This window comes from Derxia lacustris (assembly GCF_002105195.1).
GTDB classification, from domain to species: Bacteria; Pseudomonadota; Gammaproteobacteria; order Burkholderiales; family Burkholderiaceae_E; genus Derxia; species Derxia lacustris.
Window position 1 is genome coordinate 77527 of record NZ_MUHU01000008.1, and the last position, 22582, is coordinate 100108.

General features: G+C 73.0%; 16 protein-coding genes. 6 read left to right on the top strand and 10 right to left on the bottom strand.

The window, feature by feature from the left end; translation table 11 throughout:
- Genes B9P64_RS07175 through B9P64_RS07185 form a run of 3 tightly spaced genes read right to left on the bottom strand, consistent with a single transcriptional unit; the run spans position 1 to position 2600 of the window.
- Positions 1 to 1110, bottom strand: a complete 1110-nt coding sequence (locus B9P64_RS07175) for an MSMEG_0568 family radical SAM protein (RefSeq protein WP_176256759.1) — start codon at positions 1108 to 1110, stop codon at positions 1 to 3.
- Positions 1034 to 2107, bottom strand: coding sequence for a Nit6803 family nitrilase (locus tag B9P64_RS07180; RefSeq protein WP_085315537.1), 1074 nt, complete (start codon positions 2105 to 2107; stop codon positions 1034 to 1036). Before B9P64_RS07180 ends, B9P64_RS07175 begins: the two co-directional genes overlap by 77 nt.
- 10 nt (positions 2108 to 2117) lie before the next feature.
- A complete protein-coding gene (locus tag B9P64_RS07185) occupies positions 2118 to 2600 on the bottom strand; it encodes an MSMEG_0572/Sll0783 family nitrogen starvation response protein (protein WP_085315538.1) in 483 nt (160 codons plus the stop codon).
- Between the two features lie 380 nt (positions 2601 to 2980).
- Here B9P64_RS07185 and B9P64_RS07190 point away from each other — a divergent pair, with 380 nt between their 5' ends.
- Positions 2981 to 4369: an aminotransferase-like domain-containing protein gene (locus B9P64_RS07190; protein ID WP_085315539.1), complete on the top strand. Its 1389-nt coding sequence runs from the start codon at positions 2981 to 2983 to the stop codon at positions 4367 to 4369.
- Positions 4370 to 4378: 9 nt separating this feature from the next.
- On the opposite strand, the gene ccoG is transcribed toward B9P64_RS07190, so the two are convergent.
- The 4 genes from ccoG to B9P64_RS07210 form a co-directional block, all read right to left on the bottom strand.
- Positions 4379 to 5818, bottom strand: coding sequence for a cytochrome c oxidase accessory protein CcoG (ccoG, locus tag B9P64_RS07195; protein ID WP_085315540.1), 1440 nt, complete (start codon positions 5816 to 5818; stop codon positions 4379 to 4381).
- Positions 5819 to 5935: 117 nt separating this feature from the next.
- A complete protein-coding gene (locus B9P64_RS07200) occupies positions 5936 to 7354 on the bottom strand; it encodes an aminotransferase-like domain-containing protein (RefSeq protein ID WP_085315541.1) in 1419 nt (472 codons plus the stop codon).
- Positions 7355 to 7418: 64 nt separating this feature from the next.
- Entirely contained in the window at positions 7419 to 8138 is a 720-nt protein-coding gene (locus B9P64_RS07205; RefSeq protein WP_085315542.1) for an LrgB family protein, read from the bottom strand.
- Positions 8135 to 8494 (bottom strand): CidA/LrgA family protein, encoded by a 360-nt coding sequence (locus tag B9P64_RS07210; RefSeq protein WP_176256760.1) that lies wholly within the window; start codon positions 8492 to 8494, stop codon positions 8135 to 8137. Before B9P64_RS07210 ends, B9P64_RS07205 begins: the two co-directional genes overlap by 4 nt.
- A gap of 222 nt (positions 8495 to 8716) precedes the next feature.
- Here B9P64_RS07210 and B9P64_RS07215 point away from each other — a divergent pair, with 222 nt between their 5' ends.
- The 4 genes from B9P64_RS07215 (at position 8717) to B9P64_RS07230 (ending at position 12365) form a co-directional block, all read left to right on the top strand.
- Positions 8717 to 10426, top strand: coding sequence for a nitrite/sulfite reductase (locus B9P64_RS07215; RefSeq protein WP_085315545.1), 1710 nt, complete (start codon positions 8717 to 8719; stop codon positions 10424 to 10426).
- Positions 10419 to 10907, top strand: coding sequence for a DUF934 domain-containing protein (locus tag B9P64_RS07220; RefSeq protein WP_085315547.1), 489 nt, complete (start codon positions 10419 to 10421; stop codon positions 10905 to 10907). The genes B9P64_RS07215 and B9P64_RS07220 overlap by 8 nt, the downstream gene beginning before the upstream one ends.
- Positions 10908 to 10992: 85 nt before the next feature.
- Positions 10993 to 11685 carry a Crp/Fnr family transcriptional regulator gene (locus B9P64_RS07225; protein WP_085315549.1) on the top strand — a complete coding sequence of 231 codons (693 nt, stop codon included), beginning with the start codon at positions 10993 to 10995 and terminating at the stop codon, positions 11683 to 11685.
- Positions 11686 to 11789: 104 nt separating this feature from the next.
- Positions 11790 to 12365 carry a transposase gene (locus B9P64_RS07230; RefSeq protein WP_085315550.1) on the top strand — a complete coding sequence of 192 codons (576 nt, stop codon included), beginning with the start codon at positions 11790 to 11792 and terminating at the stop codon, positions 12363 to 12365.
- Between the two features lie 29 nt (positions 12366 to 12394).
- Here the strand turns inward: B9P64_RS07230 and B9P64_RS07235 are convergent, their stop codons facing one another.
- Positions 12395 to 13273 carry an OmpA family protein gene (locus B9P64_RS07235; RefSeq protein WP_217808660.1) on the bottom strand — a complete coding sequence of 293 codons (879 nt, stop codon included), beginning with the start codon at positions 13271 to 13273 and terminating at the stop codon, positions 12395 to 12397.
- A 4-nt stretch (positions 13274 to 13277) separates the two neighbouring features.
- Positions 13278 to 13658, bottom strand: a complete 381-nt coding sequence (locus B9P64_RS07240; protein WP_139826184.1) for a DUF4398 domain-containing protein — start codon at positions 13656 to 13658, stop codon at positions 13278 to 13280.
- Positions 13659 to 13861: 203 nt separating this feature from the next.
- Here B9P64_RS07240 and B9P64_RS29060 point away from each other — a divergent pair, with 203 nt between their 5' ends.
- The gene (locus tag B9P64_RS29060; RefSeq protein WP_268877139.1) at positions 13862 to 13996 is read left to right on the top strand and encodes a hypothetical protein; all 135 of its coding nucleotides are present in this window, start codon (positions 13862 to 13864) and stop codon (positions 13994 to 13996) included.
- Between the two features lie 16 nt (positions 13997 to 14012).
- Here the strand turns inward: B9P64_RS29060 and B9P64_RS07245 are convergent, their stop codons facing one another.
- Positions 14013 to 22454 carry a GH36-type glycosyl hydrolase domain-containing protein gene (locus B9P64_RS07245; RefSeq protein WP_085315555.1) on the bottom strand — a complete coding sequence of 2814 codons (8442 nt, stop codon included), beginning with the start codon at positions 22452 to 22454 and terminating at the stop codon, positions 14013 to 14015.
- Between the last annotated feature and the right edge of the window lie 128 nt (positions 22455 to 22582).

A 22582-nucleotide genomic window follows, 5' to 3' on the forward strand; every position in this document is an offset into this window, starting at 1 on the left:
TCAGCCTCCGTAGGTGGAGAGCGTCGAGCAGGCGCCGCACTTGCCGCAGCCGGCCTTGCTGTCGGCCGCGCGCAGGCCGGCGGCGGACAGCATCGCGCCGAGCGGCGCGAGCAGTTCGCGCATGAAGTCGGCCGAGGGCGCCGGATGGTCTTCCATCGGCGTGCCGGCAATCGGCACGAAGGGCACGACGAAGGGATAGACGCCGAGGCCGATGAGCCGCTCGCAGGTCGCGAGGATGGCGTCGCGCGTGTCGCCGAGGCCGGCGAGGATGTAGGTGCTGACCTGGCCGCGCCCGAATACCGCCACCGCCTGCTCGAAGCCGCGCCAGTACACATCGAGCGGCACGCCGGCCTTGCCCGGCATCACGCGCGCGCGCACCTCGGGCGAGACCGCCTCCAGATGCATGCCGAGCGTGTCGACGCCGGCGGCATTGAGCCGGTCGAACCAGCGCGCATCGTCGGGCGGCTCGCACTGGGCCTGGATCGGCAGATGCGGCACGGCGGCCTTGATCGCAAAGGCGCTCTCGCACAGGATCGCCGCGCCCCGGTCCGGCGTGGGCGGCGTGCCGGTGGTCAGCACCATGTGCTTGACGCCGTCGAGCAGCACGGCGGCGCGCGCCACCTCGGCCAGCTGCTCGGGCGTCTTGCGCTCGATGGTGCGGCCGGCCGCGAGCGACTGGCCGATCGCGCAGAACTTGCAGGTCTTGCGCCGGCTTTCGTAGCGGATGCAGCTTTGCAGCACGGTGGTGGCGAGCACGTCGCGGCCGTGCAGCGTGGCGATCTGCGAGTAGGGCACGCCGTCGAAGGTTTGCAGCGCCAGAAAGCGCGGCCGGCGCGTGAACTCGATGCGCGCGACCGGCGCGCCGTCGCGCAGCACGGTGCCCAGGCCGTCGGCATCGCGGGTGGCGGTGAACGGCGAGGCCCAGGCGGTCGAGGTGTGGGTCGGCAGCATCAGCGTCACGCCGTCGACCGTCACCGCCTGATGGTCCGACGGGCCGGCGCCGCCGCGCCGGCTGGCGCCGGCCTGGGTCGCGTCAAGCAGCCGCAGCCCGGACGATTGCAGTTCCGTCAGCAGCTGACGGTTCGACGGCGCGGAGAGGTGCGGGCTCATGGCTGGGCATTCCTTGCGGCGGGGTGAAGGAGGCGTCGGGGCGGGCCGGCAATGCGGCGCCGCTGGCGGTGACGAGCGGCCGCGCGGGCCGGTCGTCGAGATGCAGCGAGAGCAGTTCGGGCCGCGCGTAGTGGCCGACCGAATCCATCATTCGCTTGCGCTTGGTGACGAGGGCCATGTCGAGATCGGCGACGACCATGCCTTCGCCCTCGCGCAGCGGCGGCGCCAGATGCACACCCTCGGGCGACACGATGGCCGTGTTGCAGCCGCCGCGCAGCGCCTTCTGCAACTGCGGATCGGGCGTGATCGCGACGATCTGCTCATCGCTGAGCCAGCCGGTCGAGTTGACGACGAAGCAGCCGGCTTCGAGCGCGTGATGGCGGATCGTCACGTCCATCTGCTCGGCGAAGATCGGCCCCACCAGCGAGCCCGGAAACTGCGCGCAGTGGATCTCCTCGTGCTGGGCCATCAGCGCATAGCGCGCGAGCGGGTTGTAGTGCTCCCAGCAGGCCAGCGCGCCGACGCGGCCGACGCGCGTGTCGACCGGCCGCAGCCCGGCGCCATCGCCCTGGCCCCAGATCATCCGTTCGTGATAGGTCGGCGTGAGCTTGCGGCGCTTGAGCAGCAGCGCGCCGTCGGCATCGAAGATGAGCTGGGTGTTGTAGAGCGTGCCGTGGTCGCGCTCGTTGATGCCGAGCACCACCACCATGCCGTGGCGCCGGGCGCGTTCGGCGACCGCGTCGGTGACCGGGCCGGGCACCGTCGGCGCCAGCTCGTAGAGCCGCAGATGGTCCTTGCCGGCCAGCACCGGCGGCCGCACGAACGAGAAGTAGGGGTAGTAGGGGACGAAGGTTTCCGGGAACACGATCAGCTCGACGCCGCGCAGGGCGGCCTCGTCGATCGCGGCGCAGACCTTGTCCAGCGTGCCGTCGGCCGAGTCGAAGACCGGCGCGATCTGCACGGCGGCGGCGCGCACCGTGCGCGGTGTCGTGGTCATCGCGCGCGCCTCAGAGCGTCCAGGTGTCGAGGATCACCGCATTGGCCTTGCGGTGGATGAGCATCAGGTCGAGCACGTCGAGCGGATTGATCGGGCGGATGCCCTCGATCAGCGCGCCCTCGCCGTGACCGTAGAGCGCCTGGAGCGCGAAGCGGCAGGCGTAGACCTTGCCGCCTTCGTCCATGAACTTGGCGATCTGCTTGTTGAAGTTCTGGTGGCCCGGGAAGGCTTCGTCGCCGAGCGTGGGAAAGCCGCGCTGCACGCCGAGCGTGACGCCGGGGCCGTAGAGCAGCACCGAGGTCTCGTAGCCCTTGCGTTGCAGCCGCGTGGCCTGGAGCAGGTTCACGAAGCCGATCGAGCCCTCGAAGGCGACGGTGTGGAAGGTGACGAGCGCCTTCTCGCCGGGCGCGGCCTTGACGTCCTCGAAGACTTTTTCCTCGTAGTCGACGAGGTGATCGCCCTTGACGTTGGCGGGCTTGGTGACTGCGGGCATGGGGTTCTCCTGAAGGATTCGCGCCGGATGTGGCGGGAGTCCTTCAGCAGCGGCCATGCCATCGCTTGCACGCCGCGATGCGATCAATCTGCGATGAGCGAGCAGGGCCGCCGGCCGCGCGCCCGAAAATATTTTTCGCGCGGCGCCGCGCGGGCTGCTGGCCGGCCTTGATCAATCTTCGATCAATCTGGCGCGCGCACCCGGGGCGGGCAGGCCGCACTGCGACGGGGCCGGCGCCGCCCGCCAGCAGCGGCAGAAGCTGCGTTTCGGGCGCATCTTTTGCCATCGAAATGCGATCAATCGCGGCAAATCGAAGCGATCAATTTGGCACGCAATTCGCGTCGCTCCGGCATCGCCGACGGCACTCAGGAAAGCACCGCATGCCCCGCATCACGCGCCAGTGGCGCCAGCGTCTGGCCGACGCCAGCGGTCCGGCCTATCTCACGCTCGTCGATCTGATCGCCGAGGACACGCGCAGCGGCCGGCTGTCGCCGGGCGACCGGCTGCCGCCGCTGCGCGACATGGCGGCGGATCTCGATCTCAACTATTCGACGGTGGCGCGCGGGCTGGCCGAGGCGCGCAAGCGCGGGCTGGTCGATTCGCGCGTGGGCAGCGGCACCTTCGTGCGCGGCCCGGCGCCGGCGATGCAGCTGCGCGACGGCAACGGCGCCGACATGACGATGAACCTGCCGCCCGAGCCCGACGATCCCGAGCTGGTCGCGCGGCTGCGCGACAGCGCCGCCGCCGCGGTGCGCGACGCAGATCCCTATGCGCTGCTGCGCTACCAGGATTTCGGCGGCAGCCCGCAGGAGCGCGAGCTGGGCGCGCAATGGATACGCCCGCGTTTCGCGGAGGTGCAGGCCGAGCGCGTGCTGGTCTGCCCGGGCGCGCATGCGGTGCTGCATGCGCTGCTGAGCCAGCTCGCGCGTCCCGGCGACACGGTGTGCGTGGAAGCGCTGACCTATCCGGGCATCAAGGCCATCGCCGCGCAACTCGGCGTGCGGCTGCTGCCGCTGGCCGACGACGGCGCGCCGCTGCCGGCCGCCTTCCGCGATGCCTGCAAGACGGTGCAGCCGAAGGCGCTCTATCTCAATCCCACGCTCAACAATCCGACCACCCGCACCATCCTGCGCAGCCGGCGCGAGGCGCTGGCCGAGATCGCGCTGGCCTACAGCGTGCCGATCATCGAGGACGACGCCTACGGCCGGCTGGTGCGCAGCGCGCCGCCGGCCTTCGCGAGCCTGGCGCCCGAGCTGACCTGGTACCTCACCGGCCTGTCGAAATGCGTCGGCGCCGGCCTGCGCACGGCCTATGTGCACGCGCCCGGCCAGCGCCAGATGCAGCGGCTCGCGGGCGCGCTGCGCGCCGCGACGGTGATGGCCTCGCCGGTCACGACCGCCATCGCCTCACGCTGGATCGAGGACGGCACGGCCGAGGCGCTGCTGGCGGCGGTGCGCGACGAGGCCGGTCGGCGCCAGCGCATCGCCGAGACCGAGCTGGCCGGCCACCGCTTCGTGCCGCGCGCCGAGAGCTTTCATCTGTGGCTGCCGCTGCCCGCGACCGTCGAGGCCAACGAGCTGGCCGGCTGGCTGCGCGGGCGCGGCGTGCCGGCGGTGGCGGCGGTGGCCTTCAGCACCGGCACCGAGCCGCCGAATGCGCTGCGCCTGTGCCTGGGCGGCCAGCTCACGCGCGAGCAGTGCGCGGCCGGGCTGCATCTGGTGGCCGAGGCGCTCGCGCATCCGGTGCTGCTGCAGGGCGGCTATCTGTGATGCGCGGCCTCAGCGCGGCACGATGAAGGTGCTCGGCTCGCGCACGACCGGGTCGTCGCCGTCGAGCGCATGCACCTCGAACACGATGGGCAGCGTCGCGCCGGCGCTGGCCTGGCTGGCCGCCGGCGCCAGCCGCACATGCACCGGCAGGCTGCGGTCGGCGGTGGCGGCCAGCTCGACCGGCTCGGCTTCCTCGACGCTCAGGCCGGCGGCGCCGACCACGTCGATGCGCAGCCGGCGCGGCCGCTCGGCGCTGTTCATGAGCACCAGCCGGTACACGTTCTCCGAGGCGCCGTCGTCGATGCTGCGCGCCATCACGCCCCGGTCGCGGATCACGTCGACGCGCAGGCTGGGGCGGTTTGCGAGGCTGAGCACGAAGGCCGTCGACAGCCCGATCAGCAGCGCGCCGTAGACCAGCACGCGCGGCCGCAGCACGCGGCGCAGCATGGCGCGCGCATCCAGTCCGTGGGCCAGCGCATTGCCGGTCGTGTAGCGCACCAGGCCGCGCGGCGCGCCGAGCTTGTCCATCACCGAATCGCAGGCGTCGATGCAGGCGGCGCAGCCGATGCACAGGGTTTGCAGGCCGTTGCGGATGTCGATGCCGGTCGGGCAGACCTGCACGCAGAGCGAGCAGTCGATGCAGGCGCCGTGGCCACTCTGGCCCGGCGTGGCGGCCTGCGCCTTGGGGCGCGCGCCGCGCGGTTCGCCGCGCGCGGCGTCGTAGGCGATGACCAGGCTGTCGGGATCGAGCAGCGCGCCCTGGAAGCGGCCGTAGGGGCAGATGTGCTTGCACATCTGCTCGCGCAGAAAGCCGGCGTTGGCATAGGTGGCCAGGCCGTAGAACAGCAGCCAGAAGCTCTCCCAGGGGCCGGTGGACTGCGTCAGCACCGCGCCGCCCAGTTCGCGGATCGGGGTGAAGTAGCCGACCAGCGTGAAGCCGGTCCACAGGCTGAAGCCGATCCAGGCGGCATGCTTGGCGCCCTTGCGTGCAAGCCATTGCAGGCTCGGGCCGCTGCGGTCGAGCCGGATGCGCGCGCCCCGGCTGCCCTCGATGCGCCGCTCGATCCACATGAAGATTTCGGTGTAGACGGTCTGCGGGCAGCTGTAGCCGCACCACACCCGGCCGGCCACCGCCGTGACGAAGAACAGCCCGAGCGCGCACAGCACCAGCAGCCCGGCGAGCCAGACCATGTCCTGCGGCTGGAGCACCAGGCCGAACAGGAAGAAGCGCCGCGCATCCAGATCGAACAGCAGCGCCGGCCGGCCGGCCCAGCCGAGCCAGGGCAGGCCGTAGAACAGCGCCTGGGTGAACCAGACCATGAACCAGCGCAGCCGGGCATGGCGGCCGTGGACTTCGCGCGCATACACGCGGTCGTTGCCGGGCTCGGGCGGCAGCGGCGCGCGCTGCGGCGCGGGGTGGATCGGGATGACGGTTTGTGGCGCACTCATGGCGACTCCAGGCAGCGTCGCCGGGGCGACGGGATGGCGCCGAAACTAGGCGCGCCGGTCCCGCTCGCACAGGTGCAGTCGCGCCGCAAAACGCCGTAGCAGGCGCGGCGCTTGCGCTCAGCCCGGCTGCGCCAGCCGGCCGAGCGTGGCCAGCGCCGTCGCCGCGCGCTCGTCCCAGGCGTGACCGCAGTTGATGCGCAGGCAGTTCCGGAAGCCGCGCGCAGCCGAGAAGATCGGCCCCGGCGCGACGCTGATGCCGGCCGCCAGCGCCCGCCGATGCAGCGCCAGCGCATCGGCGCCCGCGGGCAGCTCGACCCAGGTGAAATAGCCGCCCTCGGGCCGGGTCGCGCGCGTGCCTTCGGGGAAGTGGGCGGCGATGGCGCGCAGCACGCTGGCCTGGCGCAGCCGCAGCGTCTCGCGCAGCCGGCGCAGATGGCGGTCGTAGCCGCCGCGCTCCAGATAGGCGGCGAGCGCCATCTGCGCCGGCGCCGAGGTGGCGATCGAAAAGCTCAGCTTGTGCCGCGCCACCGCCTGCCGAAAACGCCCCGGAATCGCCCAACCGATGCGGTAACCCGGCGCGAGGCTCTTGGAGAACGACGAGCAGTGCAGCACCAGCCCGGCCGTGTCGAAGGCCTTGGCCGGCAGCGGCCGGCGCTCGCCGAACCACAGCTCGCCATACACGTCGTCCTCGATCAGCGGAATGGCATGGCGCGCCAGCAGCGCGACCAGCGCGCGCTTGTTCGGCTCGGGCATCAGCGCGCCGAGCGGATTCTGGAAGCCGGGCATCAGCCAGACCGCGCGCGGCGCATGGCGCGCGATGGCGGCATCGAGCGCGCCCAGATCGATGCCGTCGCGCGGATGCGTCGGCACCTCGACCGCGCGCAGGCCCTGGCGTTCGAGCGCCTGGAGCGCGCCGTAGAAGCAGGGCGATTCGACCAGCACCGCATCGCCGGGCCGCGTGACGGCGGCAAGGCACAGGTTGAGCGCCTCCAGCGCGCCGTTGGCGATGACGATCTCGTCCGGATCGACCGCGATGCCGTCGGCCAGATAGCGCCGCGCGATCTGGCGCCGCAGCCGCGCGAGGCCCGGCGTGAGGTCGTCGACCGTGGCCCAGGGATCGAGCGACTGCGCGGCGCCGGCCAGCGCCTGCCCGAGCCGCGCAAGCGGGAACAGCTCGGGCCCGGGGAAGGCCGAGCCGAAGGGCACGACGGCGCGCGACATGCTGGCGCCGAGGATGTCGAACACCATCGCGCTGATGTCGAGCTGCACGGCGGCGCCGTCGGGCGCGGAGCTGGCGGCCGGCTCGGGCGGCGCGGCGCGCGTGGCCTCGGTGACGAACCAGCCCGAGCGCGCGCGGGCGCGGATCAGGCCGCGCGCTTCCAGCAGGTAATAGGCCTGGAACACGGTCGAGGCGCTCGCCGCATGACTGACGCAGGTCTGGCGCACCGACGGCAGCCGGTCGCCCGGCCGCAGCACGCCGCCGGCGATGGCCTGTTCGATCGCGGCGGCGAGGGCGGCGTAGCGGGTGGGTTTCATGGCGGGCAGGCGCGTCAGCGGGCGGGTGAAGGCGCCCGATGGTAGCGACCGCGCCGGCCCGGGTTCAGCCACCTGCGAGCGCCGGCAGCAGCAAGGGCAGCAGCACGGCGGTGGCGAGTCCGTTGAGGCCCATGGCGAGCGCCGCCATCGCGCCCTCGACCGCATCGACCTGGAGCGCCCGCGCGGTGCCGATGGCATGCGCGCCCATGCCGATGGCAAAGCCGCGCACGGCGGCATCGCGCACTGCCAGGGCTTGCAGCAGCGGCCGGGCGAGCAGCGCGCCGGCGATGCCCGTGAGCGCGACGCCGAGCGCCGCCACCGGCGCCAGCCCGCCGCCGGCCTCGGCCAGCGCCAGCGCGATCGGCATCGTCACCGACTTGGGCGCGAGCGACTGCACGAGCAGCTCCGGCAGATGCAGCCAGCGCGCGAGCAGCACCGCCGACACGATGCCGGCGGCCGATCCGGCCAGCAGCGCCACCGCCAGCGCCCAGCCCAGACGCCGCAGTTGCGCGAACTGGGCATGCAGCGGCACCGCGAGCGCCACCGTGGCCGGCCCGGCCAGCAGCCGCAGCGGCGCGGTCGCCTCGCGGTAGCGCGCATAGGGCAGCCCCGCCAGTTGCAGGCCGAGCACGACCAGCGCCGTGCCGGTGAGCACCGGAATCAGCCAGGGCGAACCGCCGCCGCGCCGATAGGCCGCCAGCGCCAGCGCATAGGCGAGCACCGTGCCGCCGAGGCAGGCAGCGGCCGTGGCCAGGCCCGGCAGATCGGGCAGGCCGGCGTTCATGCCCGGCCGCCGGCGTGGCGCAGGCACAGCGTCAGCACCAGCGCCGACACCGCCATGGTCACCGCCGCCCCGGCCACGCACACCGCCAGCAGCGCCAGCCCGTGCTCGCGCAGCAGCGCGAACTGCGCCGCGACCCCCGCCACCGACGGGATGAGGAACAGCAGCAGATGTCGCAGCAGCAGTCCCGCCACGCGCGCGAGCGGCGCCGGCACCTGGCGCCGCAGCGCGAGCAGGCCGGTCAGCAGAAAGCTGCCGGCCAGCGCATCGGGCAGCGGCAGATGCAGCCCCTGGGCGAGCGAACCGCCGAGCCACTGAAAGCCGACCAGCGCGGCAAAGGCCAAGACGAGCAAGGGCATGACGGCTGACGCCCCGGCGCGCGGAGCCATGGGAGGAGGGAGCGCGAGCCTCGCGCATCGGCGCGCCGCGCGACAGGTGCAGCTGGCCCCGGAATCGACCGGAGCAGACGGGCGCCGCGCAACTGCGCCGGTCGCGCGCGGCGCAACTGCATCTGTTGCGCCGCGCGCCGCCCGCCTAGCCTCGGCCGCTTCTCCCGTGACCGAACCCGAGGCAATCCTTCCATGTACGTCTATGACGACATCGACCAGCGGCTCGTCGATGAACGCGTGGCCCAGTTCCGCGACCAGACCCGGCGCTTTCTTGCCGGCGAGCTGAGCGAGGACGAGTTCCGCCCGCTGCGCTTGCAGAACGGCCTGTACGTGCAGCGCCATGCGCCGATGCTGCGCGTGGCGATTCCCTACGGCCTGCTGGCGGCGCGCCAGTTGCGCAAGCTGGCCGACATCGCCGAGCGCTTCGACCGTGGCCAGGCGCATTTCACGACGCGCCAGAACCTCCAGTTCAACTGGCCGCGACTGGAGGACGCGCCCGAGATCCTCGCCGAGCTGGCGACGGTGCAGATGCATGCGATCCAGACCAGCGGCAACTGCATCCGCAACACGACGACCGACCATTTCGCGGGCATCGCGCCGGATGAGCTGGTCGATCCGCTGGTGTGGTGCGAGCTGATCCGGCAATGGTCGATGCTGCATCCGGAGTTCGCCTTCCTGCCGCGCAAGTTCAAGATCGCCGTGAGCGGCGCGCGCACCGATCGCGCCGCCATCGCGGTGCACGACATCGGTCTGCAAGCCGGCGAGCGGGACGGGCGCATCGGCTTCGCGGTGTGGGTCGGCGGCGGCATGGGCCGCACGCCGATGGTCGCCAAATGCATCCGGCCCTTCGTCGACGGCTGCGACCTGCTGACCTATCTGCAAGCCGTGCTGCGCATCTACAACCTGCACGGCCGGCGCGACAACAAGTACAAGGCGCGCATCAAGATCCTGGTGCGCGACCTGGGCGCCGACGAGTTCGCGCGCCAGGTCGAAGCCGAATGGGCCAGCCTGCGCGGCGGTCCCGACACGCTCGGCGCGGCCGAGCGCGACCGCGTGGCCGCCCGCTTCACCGTGCCGGCCCACGATCCGGCGGCGGTGCACGACGCGCCGCCGGACGAGGCCGATCCGGCGTTCCGGCGCTGGCTGCGCAGCAATGTGCATCCGCATCGCGTCGCGGGCTATGCGGCGGTCACGGTCTCGCTCAAGGCGCCGGGGCAGCCGCCGGGCGACATCTCGGCGCAGCAGATGCGCGCCGTGGCCGACCTGGCCGAGCGGCACAGCCTTGGCGAGCTGCGCGTGTCGCACGAGCAGAACCTGATCCTGCCGGAGCTGCGCCGGCGCGACCTGCCGACGCTCTGGCGCGCGCTCGATGCGCTCGGCCTCGCGACGCCCAATGTCGGCCTGCTGACCGACATCGTCGCCTGCCCCGGCGGCGATTTCTGCGCGCTGGCGAATGCGGTCTCGATCCCGCTCGCCAACGCGATCCAGGAGCGTTTCGCCGACCTCGACCATCTGCACGACATCGGCGAACTGGATCTCAACATCTCGGGCTGCATCAATTCCTGCGGCCATCACCACATCGGACACATCGGCGTGCTCGGCGTCGACAAGGCCGGGGAGGAGTGGTACCAGGTGACGCTCGGCGGGCGCCAGAACGGCGGCCGGCGCGCCGGCGCTGCGCAGGCGCCGGCGGTGTCGAGCGGCGCGGCGGTCGGCCGCATCGTCGGTCCGGCGTTTCGGCGCGACGCTGTGCCGGACGTGATCGAGCGGCTGGTCGGCTGCTATCTGGCGGCGCGCGAACACGAGGATGAACGCTTCGTCGACGTGGTCGACCGGCTCGGGATCGAGCCGTTCAAGCAGGCGGTGTACGCACCGCTCAAGGCGGAGGTGGCGCATGGCTGAGCCAGCTTGCACGACCTGGCCCGCGCTGGTGCGCAACGGCGCCATCGAGCCGGATGCGAGCCGGCTGTTCGCGCCGCAACCGGCGCTGGCCCTGCCGCCGGACGAGCCCGGCTGGTGCCTGCCGCTCGCGCTCTGGGCGCCGGAACGCGCCGCGCTGCGTGGGCGGCGCCATCCGGTCGGGCTGGTGCTGACGCCGGCCGATGCGCTGCCGGCCGACCTCGCGCACGAGGCGCTGGCCTTCATCGCCATCCACTTCGCGGCCTATACCGACGGGCGCGGCTTCTCGCAGGCGCAACTGCTGCGGCGCGCGGGCTGGACCGGCGAGCTGCGCGCCACCGGCGACGTGCTGATCGACACGGTGCATTACCTCGCGCGTTGCGGCTTCGACAGCTTCGTGCCGAAACCCGGCCATGCGCCGGAGCGCGTGCTGGCGGCGCTGGCGGGCTTCAGCGCCAGTTATCAGCGCGCCTATCGGTTCTGACCGGCGCCGCGGCCCGGTGCGCGGCGCCGCGCCTGTGTGCGCCGGCCAACGGTGACGCGGCGCCATCTGCCCCAGGCTGGGCCGCATGCAAAACCATCTCCTCGCGCTGCTGCCCGCAGCCGACCGGCAACGTCTGCTCGCGGCCACCGAGCCGGTCGAATCGCATCTGGGCCAGGTGCTGCGCAATCGCGGCGACACCACGCTGCATGCCTATTTCCCGGCCGGCGGCTTCATCTCGCTGGTGACCCAGGTCGATGCCCATCCGGGGCTGGAGGTGGGCATGGTCGGCAGCGAAGGCATGGTCGGCATCGAGCTGGCGCTGGGCGTGGCCCGGGTGCCGGTGCGCGCGGTGGTGCAGGGCACCGGGCCGCTGCTGCGCATCGACGCGGCGGCGTTTGCCGGCGTGCTGGCGGCCAGCCCGGCGCTTGATGCGCTGCTGCGGCGCTACCTGTATGTGCTCACGGCCCAGCTCGCCACCTCGGCGGCCTGCCTGCGGTTTCACACGCTCGGGCCGCGTCTGGCGCGCTGGCTGCTGATGAGCCAGGACCGCGCCGGCGCCGACCGCTTTCGCGTGACCCAGGAATTCCTCGCCTACATGCTCGGCGTGCGCCGCGCCGGCGTGACCGAGGCGGCCGGCACGCTCCAGGCCGACGGCCTGATCGCCTATCACCGCGGCGAGCTTGGCGTGCTCGACCGGCCCGGCCTCATGGCCGCCGCGTGCAGCTGCTATGCCATCGACCGCCAGACCTATGCCGACCGCTTCGGCGCGCCCGACTGAGCCGCGCCGCGCCAAGGTTCGACACCGCACAGACCGCCCGCCGCCGGCCACGCAATCTCGCGGTTACACGCCGCGACAACAAGTTGTCCGTCGCGGCCGGATCCATGCATCGGGAGTCGATCATCGCCACCTCGCTCGAATCAGGCGCGTCCGGCCTGCCGGCGCACGACAGCCAGCTGATGAAGCTGCGCGACATCATCGACTGGCAGGCAATCGATGCGCGGCTCGCGCCGCTGGAGGCGCGGCCCGCGCTGACCGCGCCGGCCGCGCTGCATGGCAAGGACCGCATGTTCCGCGTGCTGCTGCTGGCGCACTGGCATGGCCTGGGCGACGAGCCGCTGGCCCAGGCGCTGCGGCTGCGGCTCGACTTCCGCCAGTTCGCCGGTTTTGCGGTTTACGAGCGCACGCCCGGAGCCGCCGCCATCGACGCCTTCCGGGCCTGGTTCGCTGCCATCGGCCTGCTGGATGCCGGGCTGGCCGATGTGGTCGCACAGCTCGGCCTGTGCGGGCTCGAAGTCCGCGCCGCCGTCGGCGCGATCGTCGAGTTGACAGTGGTCGATGCGGATCAGGCCGGTTCGGGCGCCTGTGCATCGGCCGGCGCGGTCGTCACGCGCGCTGCGTCCTCGGGGCTGCCGTGGAGCATCGGCAGGTACTTGTCGGCCTTCAGGGCGGTGTCGTAGCCGCGGTTGTGGCGGACCGCGGCGCGCGATCAGCGCGAGACGGTGCTGTCGGGGCTGAACACCACCTCGACGCGGCGGTTCATCTGGCGGCCGGCGGCGCTGTCGTTGCTGGCGGCCGGCGAGTCTTCGCCGAAGGCGCGGGTGCTGAGCTGGCCGGTCGGCACGCCGAGCGCGACCAGCGCGGTCATCACCGAGCTGGCGCGGCGTTCGGACAGCGCCAGGTTGTAGGCGGCGCTGCCGACGCTGTCGGTATAGCCCTCGATGCGGGCATTGCGCTTCGGGTCGGCCTTGAGCGCCTCGGCCAGCTGTTCGAGGCTGTGCGCGGCCTCGGGCAGCAGCCGCGACTGGTCGGTATAGAACAGCACGCCGCCGAGCGACACGACCAGACCGCGGTCGGTCTGCCTGGCGTTCAGGTCCTTCAGCCGGGCTTGCAGCGCGGCGACGGTGTTGGCGCTGCGGCTGGCGTCGGCATCGGCGCGCGCCAGTTCGGCGCCCTGGGTGGCGAGCCGGGCCCGGCCGCTGTCGACTTCGGCGGTGCGCATCGCCAGCCGGGTCTTGTCGCGCTCGGCGGCGGCGCCCACCACCACCGCCTGGGCCGCGCGGGCCACGGCGGCGGCGCTGGCGATGTCGCTGCGCTGACGCGCCAGATAGGCCAGGTGATCGATCTGCGCCGGGCTGGCGTCGTCGGCGGCGGCGCGGTCGGCGGCCGCCACGGCCTCGCTGGCGCGGCGCAGTTCGTCGGGCGCCAGCGCGCTCACCTGCGGATCGGCGCGCGCGGCGCTGTAGCGCTCATGGGCCTGGTCGAGCGCGGCATTGCGCGGCGGTGCGGTGGAGCAGGCCGCGATTGCGGCGGCCAGCAGGGCAAGCGGAAAGAGGCGTGCAAGCGGGTTCATCTGGGGCTTTCTCATGCGCTCAGCGCGGCGCATTGCGGTTGAGTTCTTCGCGCAGGGCGCCGGCGGCGTCCTTCGATTCCTGCGCCGCCTTGCGGGCGCGGCTCGACTGGGCGCGCACCTCGGCCAGCTCGGCATCGACCTCGGCCTGGTCGGCCAGCTGGCCGGCGCGGGCGTAGTTGTGGCTGGTCATGGCCAGATGGGCGCTGGCGAGCTTGTCGATCGCCAGCTGCAATTCGGCCGGCGCGCCGGTCTGGGTGCCGGGCGTGTCGGCATGGGTGACGGCGGCATCGGCGACGGCCAGCTGGCGCTTGGGGCCGGCGGTATCGGCGCAGGCGGCGAGGCCGAGCGCGAGCGCGGCGCACAGGCCGAGCGCCAGGCGGGAAACGGGCGGGGATTGCATCTTGTTGTCGTCCTTCAGGCTGAGGGCGGCGCGCGGCGGGCATTCGTCCGGCGCCGGCAACAAGGCTGGCGGTGAAGGCCGGCGGCGTCTGTGCGCTGGCGTACCGGCCGGACAGGGCCGGCGCAAAGGCGCATCCTCGGGACTGGGGCCGGCACTGCCACACGGGCAGGCCGGCCGCCGAATCAACGATCAGGAGTACTCGCATGTCCAAGCTACAACGCAGCAACAAGGAAGCGAAGAAGCCCAAGAAGGACAAGACGGCGAAGCCGGTGCAGCCGGTTTCCACCATGGGCACGACCACGCCGTCGTTTGCCGCCAAGCCGGCCAAGAAGAAGTGATGCCGCTGCCGGCGCCCTAGCCCGGCGCCGCGCCGCCCGGCCCGATCTCCAGCGCCAGCCGGTGATCGTCGCCATCGAGCGGCAGGCGCAGGCCGTCCGGCCCCACGGCCACCGGCCAGCCGTCGAGCAGGGCGCTCATGCCGGGCATGGCCCGGGGGCCGCCGTTGTTCACCCGGATGTCGTAGCGCCCGCCGCCAAAGCTCACCACCGCGTCATAGCCGGCCCAGTCGGGCGGAATGCAGGGCGCGACGCGCAGAAAGCCGCCCTCGCGGCGCAGACCAAGAATCCCTTCCACGCCGGCGCGGTACATCCAGGCCGCCGAGCCGGTGTACCAGCTCCAGCCGCCGCGCCCTTCATGCGGCGCGACCGAATACACATCCGCCGCCACCACATAGGGCTCCAGCCGGTAGCGCTCGGCCGCCGCGCCGTCGAGCGCATGGTTGATCGGGTTGAGCAGCCCGAACAGCGCGGCGGCGCGCCGGCCCTGGCCGAGCCGGGCCCAGGCCAGCACCGCCCACATCGCCGCATGGCTGTACTGGCCGCCGTTCTCGCGCAGGCCGGGCGGATAGCCCTTGATGTAGCCCGGGTCGTGCGGCGTGCGGTCGAACGGCGGCGTGAACAGCAGCGCCAGGCCGCTGTCGCGCCGCACCAGCTCGCTGTCGAGCGCGGCCATCGCCTGCGCGGCGCGGCCCGCATCGGCGCCGCCCGACAGCACGGCCCAGCTCTGGGCGATGGAGTCGATGCGGCATTCGTCGCTGGCGGCGCTGCCGAGCCACTGGCCGTCGTCATAGGTGGCGCGGCGATACCAGGCGCCGTCCCAGGCGTGGTTTTCGAGTGCGGCGCGCAGGGTGTTGGCATGGTTGCGCCAGCGTCGCGCGCGTTCGCCGTCGGGGTCTTCGGCGCGGTTCGCGGCCAGCGGCGCGAAGCGGCCGATGGCGCTCAGCAGCAGCCAGCCGAGCCACACGCTCTCGCCGCGCCCGCCGCCGACGCGGTTCATGCCGTCGTTCCAGTCGCCGCTGCCCATCAGCGGCAGGCCGTGCGCGCCGCTGAGTTGCAGGCACTGGTCGAGGCCGCGCGCGCAATGCTCGAACAGCGTGGCCGAGAGCTCGGACGACATCGGCTGGAAGAAGGCGCCTTCCTCCTCGGCGGCCAGCGGCGGGCCGTCGAGGAAGGGCAGGCGCTCGTCGAGCACGCCGGCGTCGCCGGTGGTGAGCACGTAATGCGCGGCGGCATAGGCCAGCCACACGCGGTCGTCGCTGATGCGGGTGCGCACGCCCTGACCCGAATGCGGCAGCCACCAGTGCTGCACATCGCCTTCTGGAAACTGCCGGCCGGCGGCGCGCAGCAGGTGGCTGCGCATCAGCGCCGGCGCGGTCAGGCCGAGCGCCATGCCGTCCTGCAACTGGTCGCGGAAGCCATAGGCGCCGCTGGCCTGGTAGAAGGCGGCGCGCGCGGTGATGCGGCAGGCCAGCGTCTGGTACAGCAGCCAGCCGTTGAGCATGAGGTCGAGCGCGCGGTCGGGCGTGCGCACCTGCACCGCGCCGAGCCGCGCGGCCCAGTGCGCCTGCACCGCGTCGAGCAGGGCGGCGACCGGCGTGGCGCGGTAGCGCGCGATCAGGTCGCGCGCCGCGCCGGCCGAGTCGGCCTGACCGAGCAGCGCCAGCACTTCCACCACGCCGCCCGGCGCGAGCGCGACCGTGCATTGCAGCGCGGCGCAGGGGTCGAGGCCGGCGCCGCTGGCTCCCGACAGCGTGGCGCCGGCCAGCAGCGCCGCCGGCGCGGCGGTGCTGCCGCCCCGGCCGAGGAATTCGCAGCGGTCGGCGGTGAACCGGGTCTGGCGGCCGCCCAGATCGGCGAAGGCCACGCGGCTGCCGAAGTCGCCACGCCAGGGGTTGCGCGCCAGCAGCGCGCCGGTGGCGTTGTCGCGCTCGGTCACGATGAAGGGCGCATTGCCGCCGCGCGCCGCGCCGAGCGCCCATTCGACATAGCTGGTCACCGAGATGCGCCGATGCAGCCCGGAGTGATTGCGCAGCGTCAGCCGCGCGACCCGCACCGGATCGGCCAGCGGCACCAGCAGCAGCAGCTCCAGCGCGATGCCGCGCGATTCATGCTCGAAGCGGCTGTAGCCGAAGCCGTGGCGCGCCACATGCCGGCCGCCGTCGCGCATCGGCTGGGCGGTGGCGCTCCAGACCTCGCCGCTGGCTTCGTCGCGCAGATAGAAGGCATCGCCGCAGGCATCGGTCACCGGGTCGTTGGACCAGGGCGTGAGCGGGTTCTCGCGGCTGTTGCCGGCCCAGGTGCAGGACGCGCCTTCGGCCGACACGCTGAAGCCGAAGCCGTCGTTGGCGACCACGTTGATCCAGGGCGCGGGCGTGTTGCGGCCGGCGTCGAGCACGGTGAGGTATTCGCGGCCGTCCTGCACAAAGCCGCCCAGGCCGTTGAAGAACTCGATGCCGGCCGGCAGCGGCGCCGGCAGCGGGCCGGCCGGCGCCGGGCGCGGCGGGCCGCCGGACCAGTTGCGGCGCGCGCCGGCGCCGCTGCCGGGCAGGCCCAGGCTGCGCGCCAGCAGGCCGGCGCCGGCGCCGTCGGCCGGCTCGGCCGGCGCGGGCACTGGCGGCAGCGCGGCCAGCTGGTTGGCGATGGGCCCGCGATGCGCCACCAGCACCACGCGCGCCACCGACAGCAGCAGCGCGCGCGTCTCCACGCTCATCAGGTCGGCGCGCAGCGTGAACACCTGGCCACGCGCCTGCGCCTCGCCGAGGCGCGGACGTGACTGGCTGCTGCGCACGGCGGTCTCGATGGCGCCTTGCAGCTCCTGGGTGTAGGACGAGGCGCGCTCATTGACGATGACCAGATCGACGCCCAGCCGCTTGAGCCGCCAGTACTCGTGCGCGCGCAGCAGCTGGCGCACCTGGGCGATGTCCTCGGCCTCGTCGATGCGCAGCAGCACGATGGGCAGATCGCCCGAGATGGACTGCGGCCACAGGCCCGATTGCGGCCCGGCGCCGCGCGCGATCGCCGTCGGCGGCGCGCGGAAGCGCCGGTCGGCATACAGGATGGGCGCGGCCAGGCGCTGGAAGTCGGCCGCCTCGGGCGCTTCCACATCCAGATGGCGCAGCTGCACCTGGGCCTGGGTCCAGGCCAGCGTCTTGGCGCGGTCGAAGGCGCTGCGGTCCTGATGCCGGTCGATCAGGTCGAGCAGCGCCTCGCGCGTGGTCGCGGCCACGGTCCAGAAGGCCACGCGCACCGCCTGGCCCGGCGGCACCAGCACCCGGCGCCGCAGCGCAAAGATCGGATCGAGCACGCTGCCGACGCTGCCGGACAGCGCAACGCCGTCGGCGATGGCGGCAGACGTGGCCGGTGTGCGGCCGCGCCCGATGAAGCGCGCGCGGTCGGTCTCATGCTGGTTCCGGGCGCCGAGCTGGCCCTCGACCACGGTGAAGTGCGCGGCCCAGATGCGCGGCTCGTCGGCCGAGCGCGGGCGCCGGGTGGCGATCAGCGCGTCGGCCTCGGCCAGATGCTCGGTCTGCACGAACAGCTTGGAGAAGGCCGGATGGGCATCGTCGCTGGCCGGCGTGGCGAGCACGATCTCGGCATAGGAGGTCAGCTCGATCTCGCGCGTGCGCCGGCCCGAGTTGACCAGCGACACCCGGCGCACCTCGCCGTCGTCCTCGCCCGAGACGATGACTTCCATCGTGGTGACCAGGCTGGCGTCGCGCCGGGTGAATTCGGCATGGTCCTCGGCGAAGGCCACGTCGCCGGGCTCGGCATGGCCGGGCAGCGGGCCGGCGGCGGTCGACCAGACCGCGCCGCTCTGCACATCGCGCGCAAAGATGAAGGCGCCCCAGTCGTCGCAGGTCGGGTCTTCGCGCCAGCGCGTGATGGCCATGTCGCGCCAGCGGCTGTAGCCGCCGCCGGTGGCGGTGAGCATCACCGCATAGCGGCCGTTGGACAGCAGATGGGTGGCGGGCGCGCCGGCCAGCGGCAGGTTGAGCCGGCGCAGGGTCGGCGGCTCGGTGTTGGCTTCGGTGCCGGCGACCTTCATTTCCTCGGCGCGCGGGCGGGCGATGGCCACGTCGCGCGGCATGCGTTCATGCAGCAGCAGCTCGCAGGCCTGGATCATCGGCTCGCGGTGAAAGCGCGCGCGCATGCCGCCGTCGAGCAGGGTGTTGGCGATGGCGACCAGCGTCATGCCCTGGTGATGCGCCATGTAGCTGCGCACCACCGCCACGCCGACGTCGTCGGGCAGGCGGCTGCGGGTGAAGTCGAGCGCCTCGTGAAAGCCGTGGCGGCCGTCGCCGCCGAGCGCCGCGATGGCCGCGAAATTGCGCAGTGCGCCGCGCGGATCGACCATCGTCGCGAGGCCCGTGGCATAGGGCGCGATCACGATGTTCTCGGCCAGCCCGCGCTTGAGCCCGAGCCCCGGCACGCCAAAGTTCGAGTACTGGTAGGTGAACTCGATGTCGCGCGCATTGAAGGCCGACTCCGACACGCCCCAGGGAATGCCGAGCGCGCGGCCGTAGTCCTGCTGGCGCGCGACCACCAGCCGGTTGGTCTGCTCCAGCAGGCTGCCGGCCGGCGCGCGCATGACCAGCGACGGCATCAGGTACTCGAACATCGAGCCCGACCAGGAGATGAGCGCCGAGCCCTTGCCGAGCGGCGTGGCGGCCCGACCCAGGCGAAACCAGTGCTTGGTGGCGGCGTCGCCCTTGGCGATGGCGAACAGGCTGGCGAGCCGCGCTTCGGAGGCGAGCAGGTCGTAGCAGCTGGGGTCGAGCCGGTTGTCGGCGGCCGAGTAGCCAATCGACAGCAGCTTGCGGTCGCGGTCGAGCAGAAAGGCGAAGTCCATCGCGAGCGCAAAGGCGCGGGCGCGCGCGGCCAGGCTGGCGAGGCGCTGGGCGAGCAGCTGGGCCTCGTCATGGCGCAGATGCTCGTCGCGGCTGTGCTCGGCGGCGCTGCGATGGGCGGCGTCGTGCCAGTAGCGCGGATCGGGGCTGCGCTCGGCCAGCGCCAGCGCATCGGCGCGGCCGGCTTGCGCGAGGGCGGCGCTGGCGCGCGGATTGGCGCGCCATTCGTCGCAGGCATTGGCCAGCACGATGAGATGGCCGGCCAGATTGCCGCTGTCGACCGAGGACACATAGGCCGGCGCCAGCGCGTCGAGCGTGAGCGTGTCGATCCAGTTGAAGAAATGGCCGCGATGGCGCGCGAGCCGGTCGAGCGTGGCGAAGGTGGCTTCGAGCCGCTCGACCGTGGCCGAGCTGCCGGTCCAGCCAAAGTCGCGCGCCGCCACGGCCGACAGCAGATACAGCCCGATGTTGGTCGGCGAGGTGCGATGCGCGATGGCCGGACGCGGGTCTTCCTGGAAGTTGTCGGGCGGCAGATGGTTGTCGGCCGGCGTCACGAAGGTCTCGAAATAGCGCCAGGTGCGGCGCGCGATCAGCCGCAGCTCCAGCGCCTCGTCCGGCAGCAGTGCCAGCGCCTGTTCCACCGGCGGCGAGCGGCTGGCATGCAGCGCCAGCGCCGGCGCGGCCAGCCACAGCGCGGCCAGCGGCAGCAGCAGCGGCCAGGCGGCCGGCGCGACGAGCAGCGCGCCGCCCGCGAGGCCGAGCGCCAGCAGGCTGCCGCCGGCCATGCGGCGCTGAAAGCCGCGCAGGCTCAGGCGCGGACTGCCGCCCGATTGCGCGGCGGTGGTCCATTCCAGCAAATGCCGATGGCTGACGAACAGCCGCGCGAGCGTGCGCGCGATGGCGTCGAGCGCACGCCAGGCCTGATCGGCCAGAAACGCCAGCGCGAAGGCGGCCTGCAAGCCGGCCAGTCGCAGATCGGCGCCGAAGGCGCGCAGATGGCTGGCCGGCCGCACGCCGGCGTGATGCGGCAGCACCGCATCCAGCAGCGGCAGCGCCGGCGGGATGAACAGCGTGGCCAGCAGCAGCGCCACGGCCACTGGCGCGGCCTGGGGCAGCAGCGCGGCAAACGCCAGCGCCGCCAGCGTGGCTGGCGCCAGCAGCGAGCGGCGCAGGTTGTCGGCCATCTTCCAGCGGCCGATGGCCGGCACGCCGCGCGCGCGCCGGCCGGCGATCCACGGCAGCAGCTGCCAGTCGCCGCGGGTCCAGCGCTGCTGGCGGCGTGCGGCCACGTCGATGCGCGACGGGAATTCCTCGACCACTTCCACATCGGTGACCAGGCCGGCGCGCGCAAAGATGCCCTCGAACAGGTCGTGGCTGAGCAGGCGGTTGTCGGGCACGCGGCCGGCCAGCGCGGCCTCGAAGGCGTCGATGTCGTAGATGCCCTTGCCGGTGTAGGAGCCCTCGCCGAACAGGTCCTGGTACACGTCGGAGATGGCGGCGGCATAGGGATCGATGCCGCTCGGCCCCGAGTACAGGCGCTGGAACAGCGAACCTTCGCGGCCGACCGGCAGCGCCGGCGTGACGCGCGGCTGGAGGATGGCGTGGCCGCCGGTCACGCGGCCGTGCGCCGCATCGAAGCGCGGCCGGTTGAGCGGATGCGCAAGCTTGCCGATGAGACGGGTGACCGCATCGCGCGGCAGCCGGGTATCGGCATCGAGCGTGACGACAAAGCGCACGCCGGCCGGCACGCGCGGCGGCTGGCCGTCGGCAGTGACAAAGCTGGTGTCGCCGGCGCCGCGCAGCAGGCGGTTGAGTTCATGCAGCTTGCCGCGCTTGCGCTCCCAGCCCATCCAGCAGCCTTCGCTCGGGTTGAACTGGCGCCGGCGGTGCAGCAGCAGAAAGCGGTCGCCGTCGGGCCCGGGGCCGTGGCGCCGGTTGAGCCGGGCAAAGGCGTCAGCGGCGAGCGCGAGCAGGCGCGCATCGGCGGCCACGGTTTCGGTCGCGGCATCGAGGCCGTCGACCAGCAGCGCAAAGCTCAGGTCGCCGCCGGCGCCGCTCAGGTAGTGCACCTCCAGCCGCTCGATCTGGGCCATCAGCTCGGTTTCGCTGCCGAGCAGCGTGGGCACGGCCACCAGGGTGCGCAGCGCGGGCGGCACGCCGGCGGCCAGATCGAGCCCGGGCAGGATGACCGGGCCAAAGCCGCGCGTGACGGCGCGATTGACCAGCGCGGTCGCCAGCTCGCCGGCCGGCAGCGCCGCCAGCAGCGCAAAGCCGGCCAGCCAGAGCGGCGCGACGCCGGCGGCGGCCAGCAGCGTGAGCGCCAGCGCCAGCAGCGCGGCGGTCGCGCCGGCCAGCGCGCCCACATAGCCGCCGATGCCCAGCCGAATGACCCAGCGCCGCAGATCGAGCCGCAGCGGCGCGCGAAAGCCCACGATCAGCTCCAGCGCGCGCCGGCCCTCGGCGATCAGGTGATAGCCCGGATCGCTGGCGCGCAGCGCCTGGGCCGGATCGGCCGGACCGCCGGCGGCGGCGCGCGCCGCCTCCTTCACGGCCAGATCGGCGATGTCGAGTTCGGCAAAGCTCGATCCGCGCGCCAGCTGCTCGATCGCGCTGCGGTAGAGGTTGCGCGTCGCCAGGTCCATCGCGGCAAAGTCGCTGCCGGCGCGCAGCCGCGCATCGACCAGGCTCATGGCCTCGAACAGTTCGGCCCAGTCCACGTCCGAGATCAGCCGCATGCTGGTGATGACATTGCGCACCGTCACGTTCGACGCGCCCTGGCGCTGCTGGGCATGGCGCACCGTGTCGTCGATGCTGAGCCCCTGCGCCGCCAGCCGCTCGCGCAGCCAGCCGAGCGCCGGCGTGCTGCGCGGGTCCTGGTCGCGCAGCCGCTTGGCGAGCTGGGCCGCGAACAGCTCCGACAGCGGGCCGGGATCGCGGCTGGCGATGTCGCGCTCGAGCGCGCTGCGGGCGCCACCGGGTGCCAGCAGCCGGTCGGCCAGCGCATCGGCCTCGGCGCGCTCGGCCCGGCCGACGCTGATCTGGTCGGTCAGCCGGCGCAGGTTCTCGACCAGCACCACGCGCAGCGTGATCGCCACCGCCCACAGCTCGCCGATGGTGAGCGGTTGCACGCGCTGGTAGGCGGCGATGAAGCGCAGCAGCGTGTCCGGATCGAAATGGCTGTCGGTATGCGCGACAAAGGCCCAGGCCAGCCCGAGCACGCGCGGATAGCCCACGAAGGGGCCGTCGGCCAGCTTGGGCAGCTGGCGGTAGTAGCCGGGCGGCAGGTCGTCGCGGATCTTGCGGATCTGCTCCTCGACGACGTGATAGTTGTCGAGCAGCCATTCGGCCGCCGGCACCACGGTCTCGCCACGGTCGAGCGCGGCGGCGCTGGCGCGATAGGCCGCCAGCAGCACGGCGGCATTGGTGGCGAGCCGGTGATGCAGCGCCAGCCGCTCGCGCGGCCGCGCGGTGACGCGCTGGGCGGCGGCCAGGCTGGCCGCATGCTGCTCCAGCCGCTCCACGCCAAACAGTTCCTGCCGCACCGGCGCGCGGTCGTTCCAGGGCGGTGCCGGCGGGCGCATCCACGGCGCGTGGACAAAGATGGACTTCATTTACGCCTTCTCCGGCGGGCGCGGACGCGGCCGGACGATTCGACGCTGGCGCGCGCGACGGACTGCCGGGCGCGATGCGGGCGAAGCCCAGTCTGGCCGCGATCGCAAACCGGCGCCGGCCCGACGCA

What these genes read in the sequence shown, in the direction of transcription:
- B9P64_RS07175 (WP_176256759.1), bottom strand. Translation starts at nt 1,110, where the DNA reads ATGAGCCCGCACCTCTCCGCGCCGTCGAACCGTCAGCTGCTGACGGAA.
- B9P64_RS07245 (WP_085315555.1), bottom strand. Translation starts at nt 22,454, where the DNA reads ATGAAGTCCATCTTTGTCCACGCGCCGTGGATGCGCCCGCCGGCACCG.
- B9P64_RS07200 (WP_085315541.1), bottom strand. Translation starts at nt 7,354, where the DNA reads ATGAAACCCACCCGCTACGCCGCCCTCGCCGCCGCGATCGAACAGGCC.
- B9P64_RS07230 (WP_085315550.1), top strand. Translation starts at nt 11,790, where the DNA reads ATGCATCGGGAGTCGATCATCGCCACCTCGCTCGAATCAGGCGCGTCC.
- B9P64_RS07215 (WP_085315545.1), top strand. Translation starts at nt 8,717, where the DNA reads ATGTACGTCTATGACGACATCGACCAGCGGCTCGTCGATGAACGCGTG.
- B9P64_RS07205 (WP_085315542.1), bottom strand. Translation starts at nt 8,138, where the DNA reads ATGAACGCCGGCCTGCCCGATCTGCCGGGCCTGGCCACGGCCGCTGCC.
- B9P64_RS07180 (WP_085315537.1), bottom strand. Translation starts at nt 2,107, where the DNA reads ATGACCACGACACCGCGCACGGTGCGCGCCGCCGCCGTGCAGATCGCG.
- B9P64_RS07225 (WP_085315549.1), top strand. Translation starts at nt 10,993, where the DNA reads ATGCAAAACCATCTCCTCGCGCTGCTGCCCGCAGCCGACCGGCAACGT.
- B9P64_RS07220 (WP_085315547.1), top strand. Translation starts at nt 10,419, where the DNA reads ATGGCTGAGCCAGCTTGCACGACCTGGCCCGCGCTGGTGCGCAACGGC.
- B9P64_RS29060 (WP_268877139.1), top strand. Translation starts at nt 13,862, where the DNA reads ATGTCCAAGCTACAACGCAGCAACAAGGAAGCGAAGAAGCCCAAGAAG.
- ccoG (WP_085315540.1), bottom strand. Translation starts at nt 5,818, where the DNA reads ATGAGTGCGCCACAAACCGTCATCCCGATCCACCCCGCGCCGCAGCGC.
- B9P64_RS07210 (WP_176256760.1), bottom strand. Translation starts at nt 8,494, where the DNA reads ATGCCCTTGCTCGTCTTGGCCTTTGCCGCGCTGGTCGGCTTTCAGTGG.
- B9P64_RS07185 (WP_085315538.1), bottom strand. Translation starts at nt 2,600, where the DNA reads ATGCCCGCAGTCACCAAGCCCGCCAACGTCAAGGGCGATCACCTCGTC.
- B9P64_RS07240 (WP_139826184.1), bottom strand. Translation starts at nt 13,658, where the DNA reads ATGCAATCCCCGCCCGTTTCCCGCCTGGCGCTCGGCCTGTGCGCCGCG.
- B9P64_RS07235 (WP_217808660.1), bottom strand. Translation starts at nt 13,273, where the DNA reads ATGAGAAAGCCCCAGATGAACCCGCTTGCACGCCTCTTTCCGCTTGCC.
- B9P64_RS07190 (WP_085315539.1), top strand. Translation starts at nt 2,981, where the DNA reads ATGCCCCGCATCACGCGCCAGTGGCGCCAGCGTCTGGCCGACGCCAGC.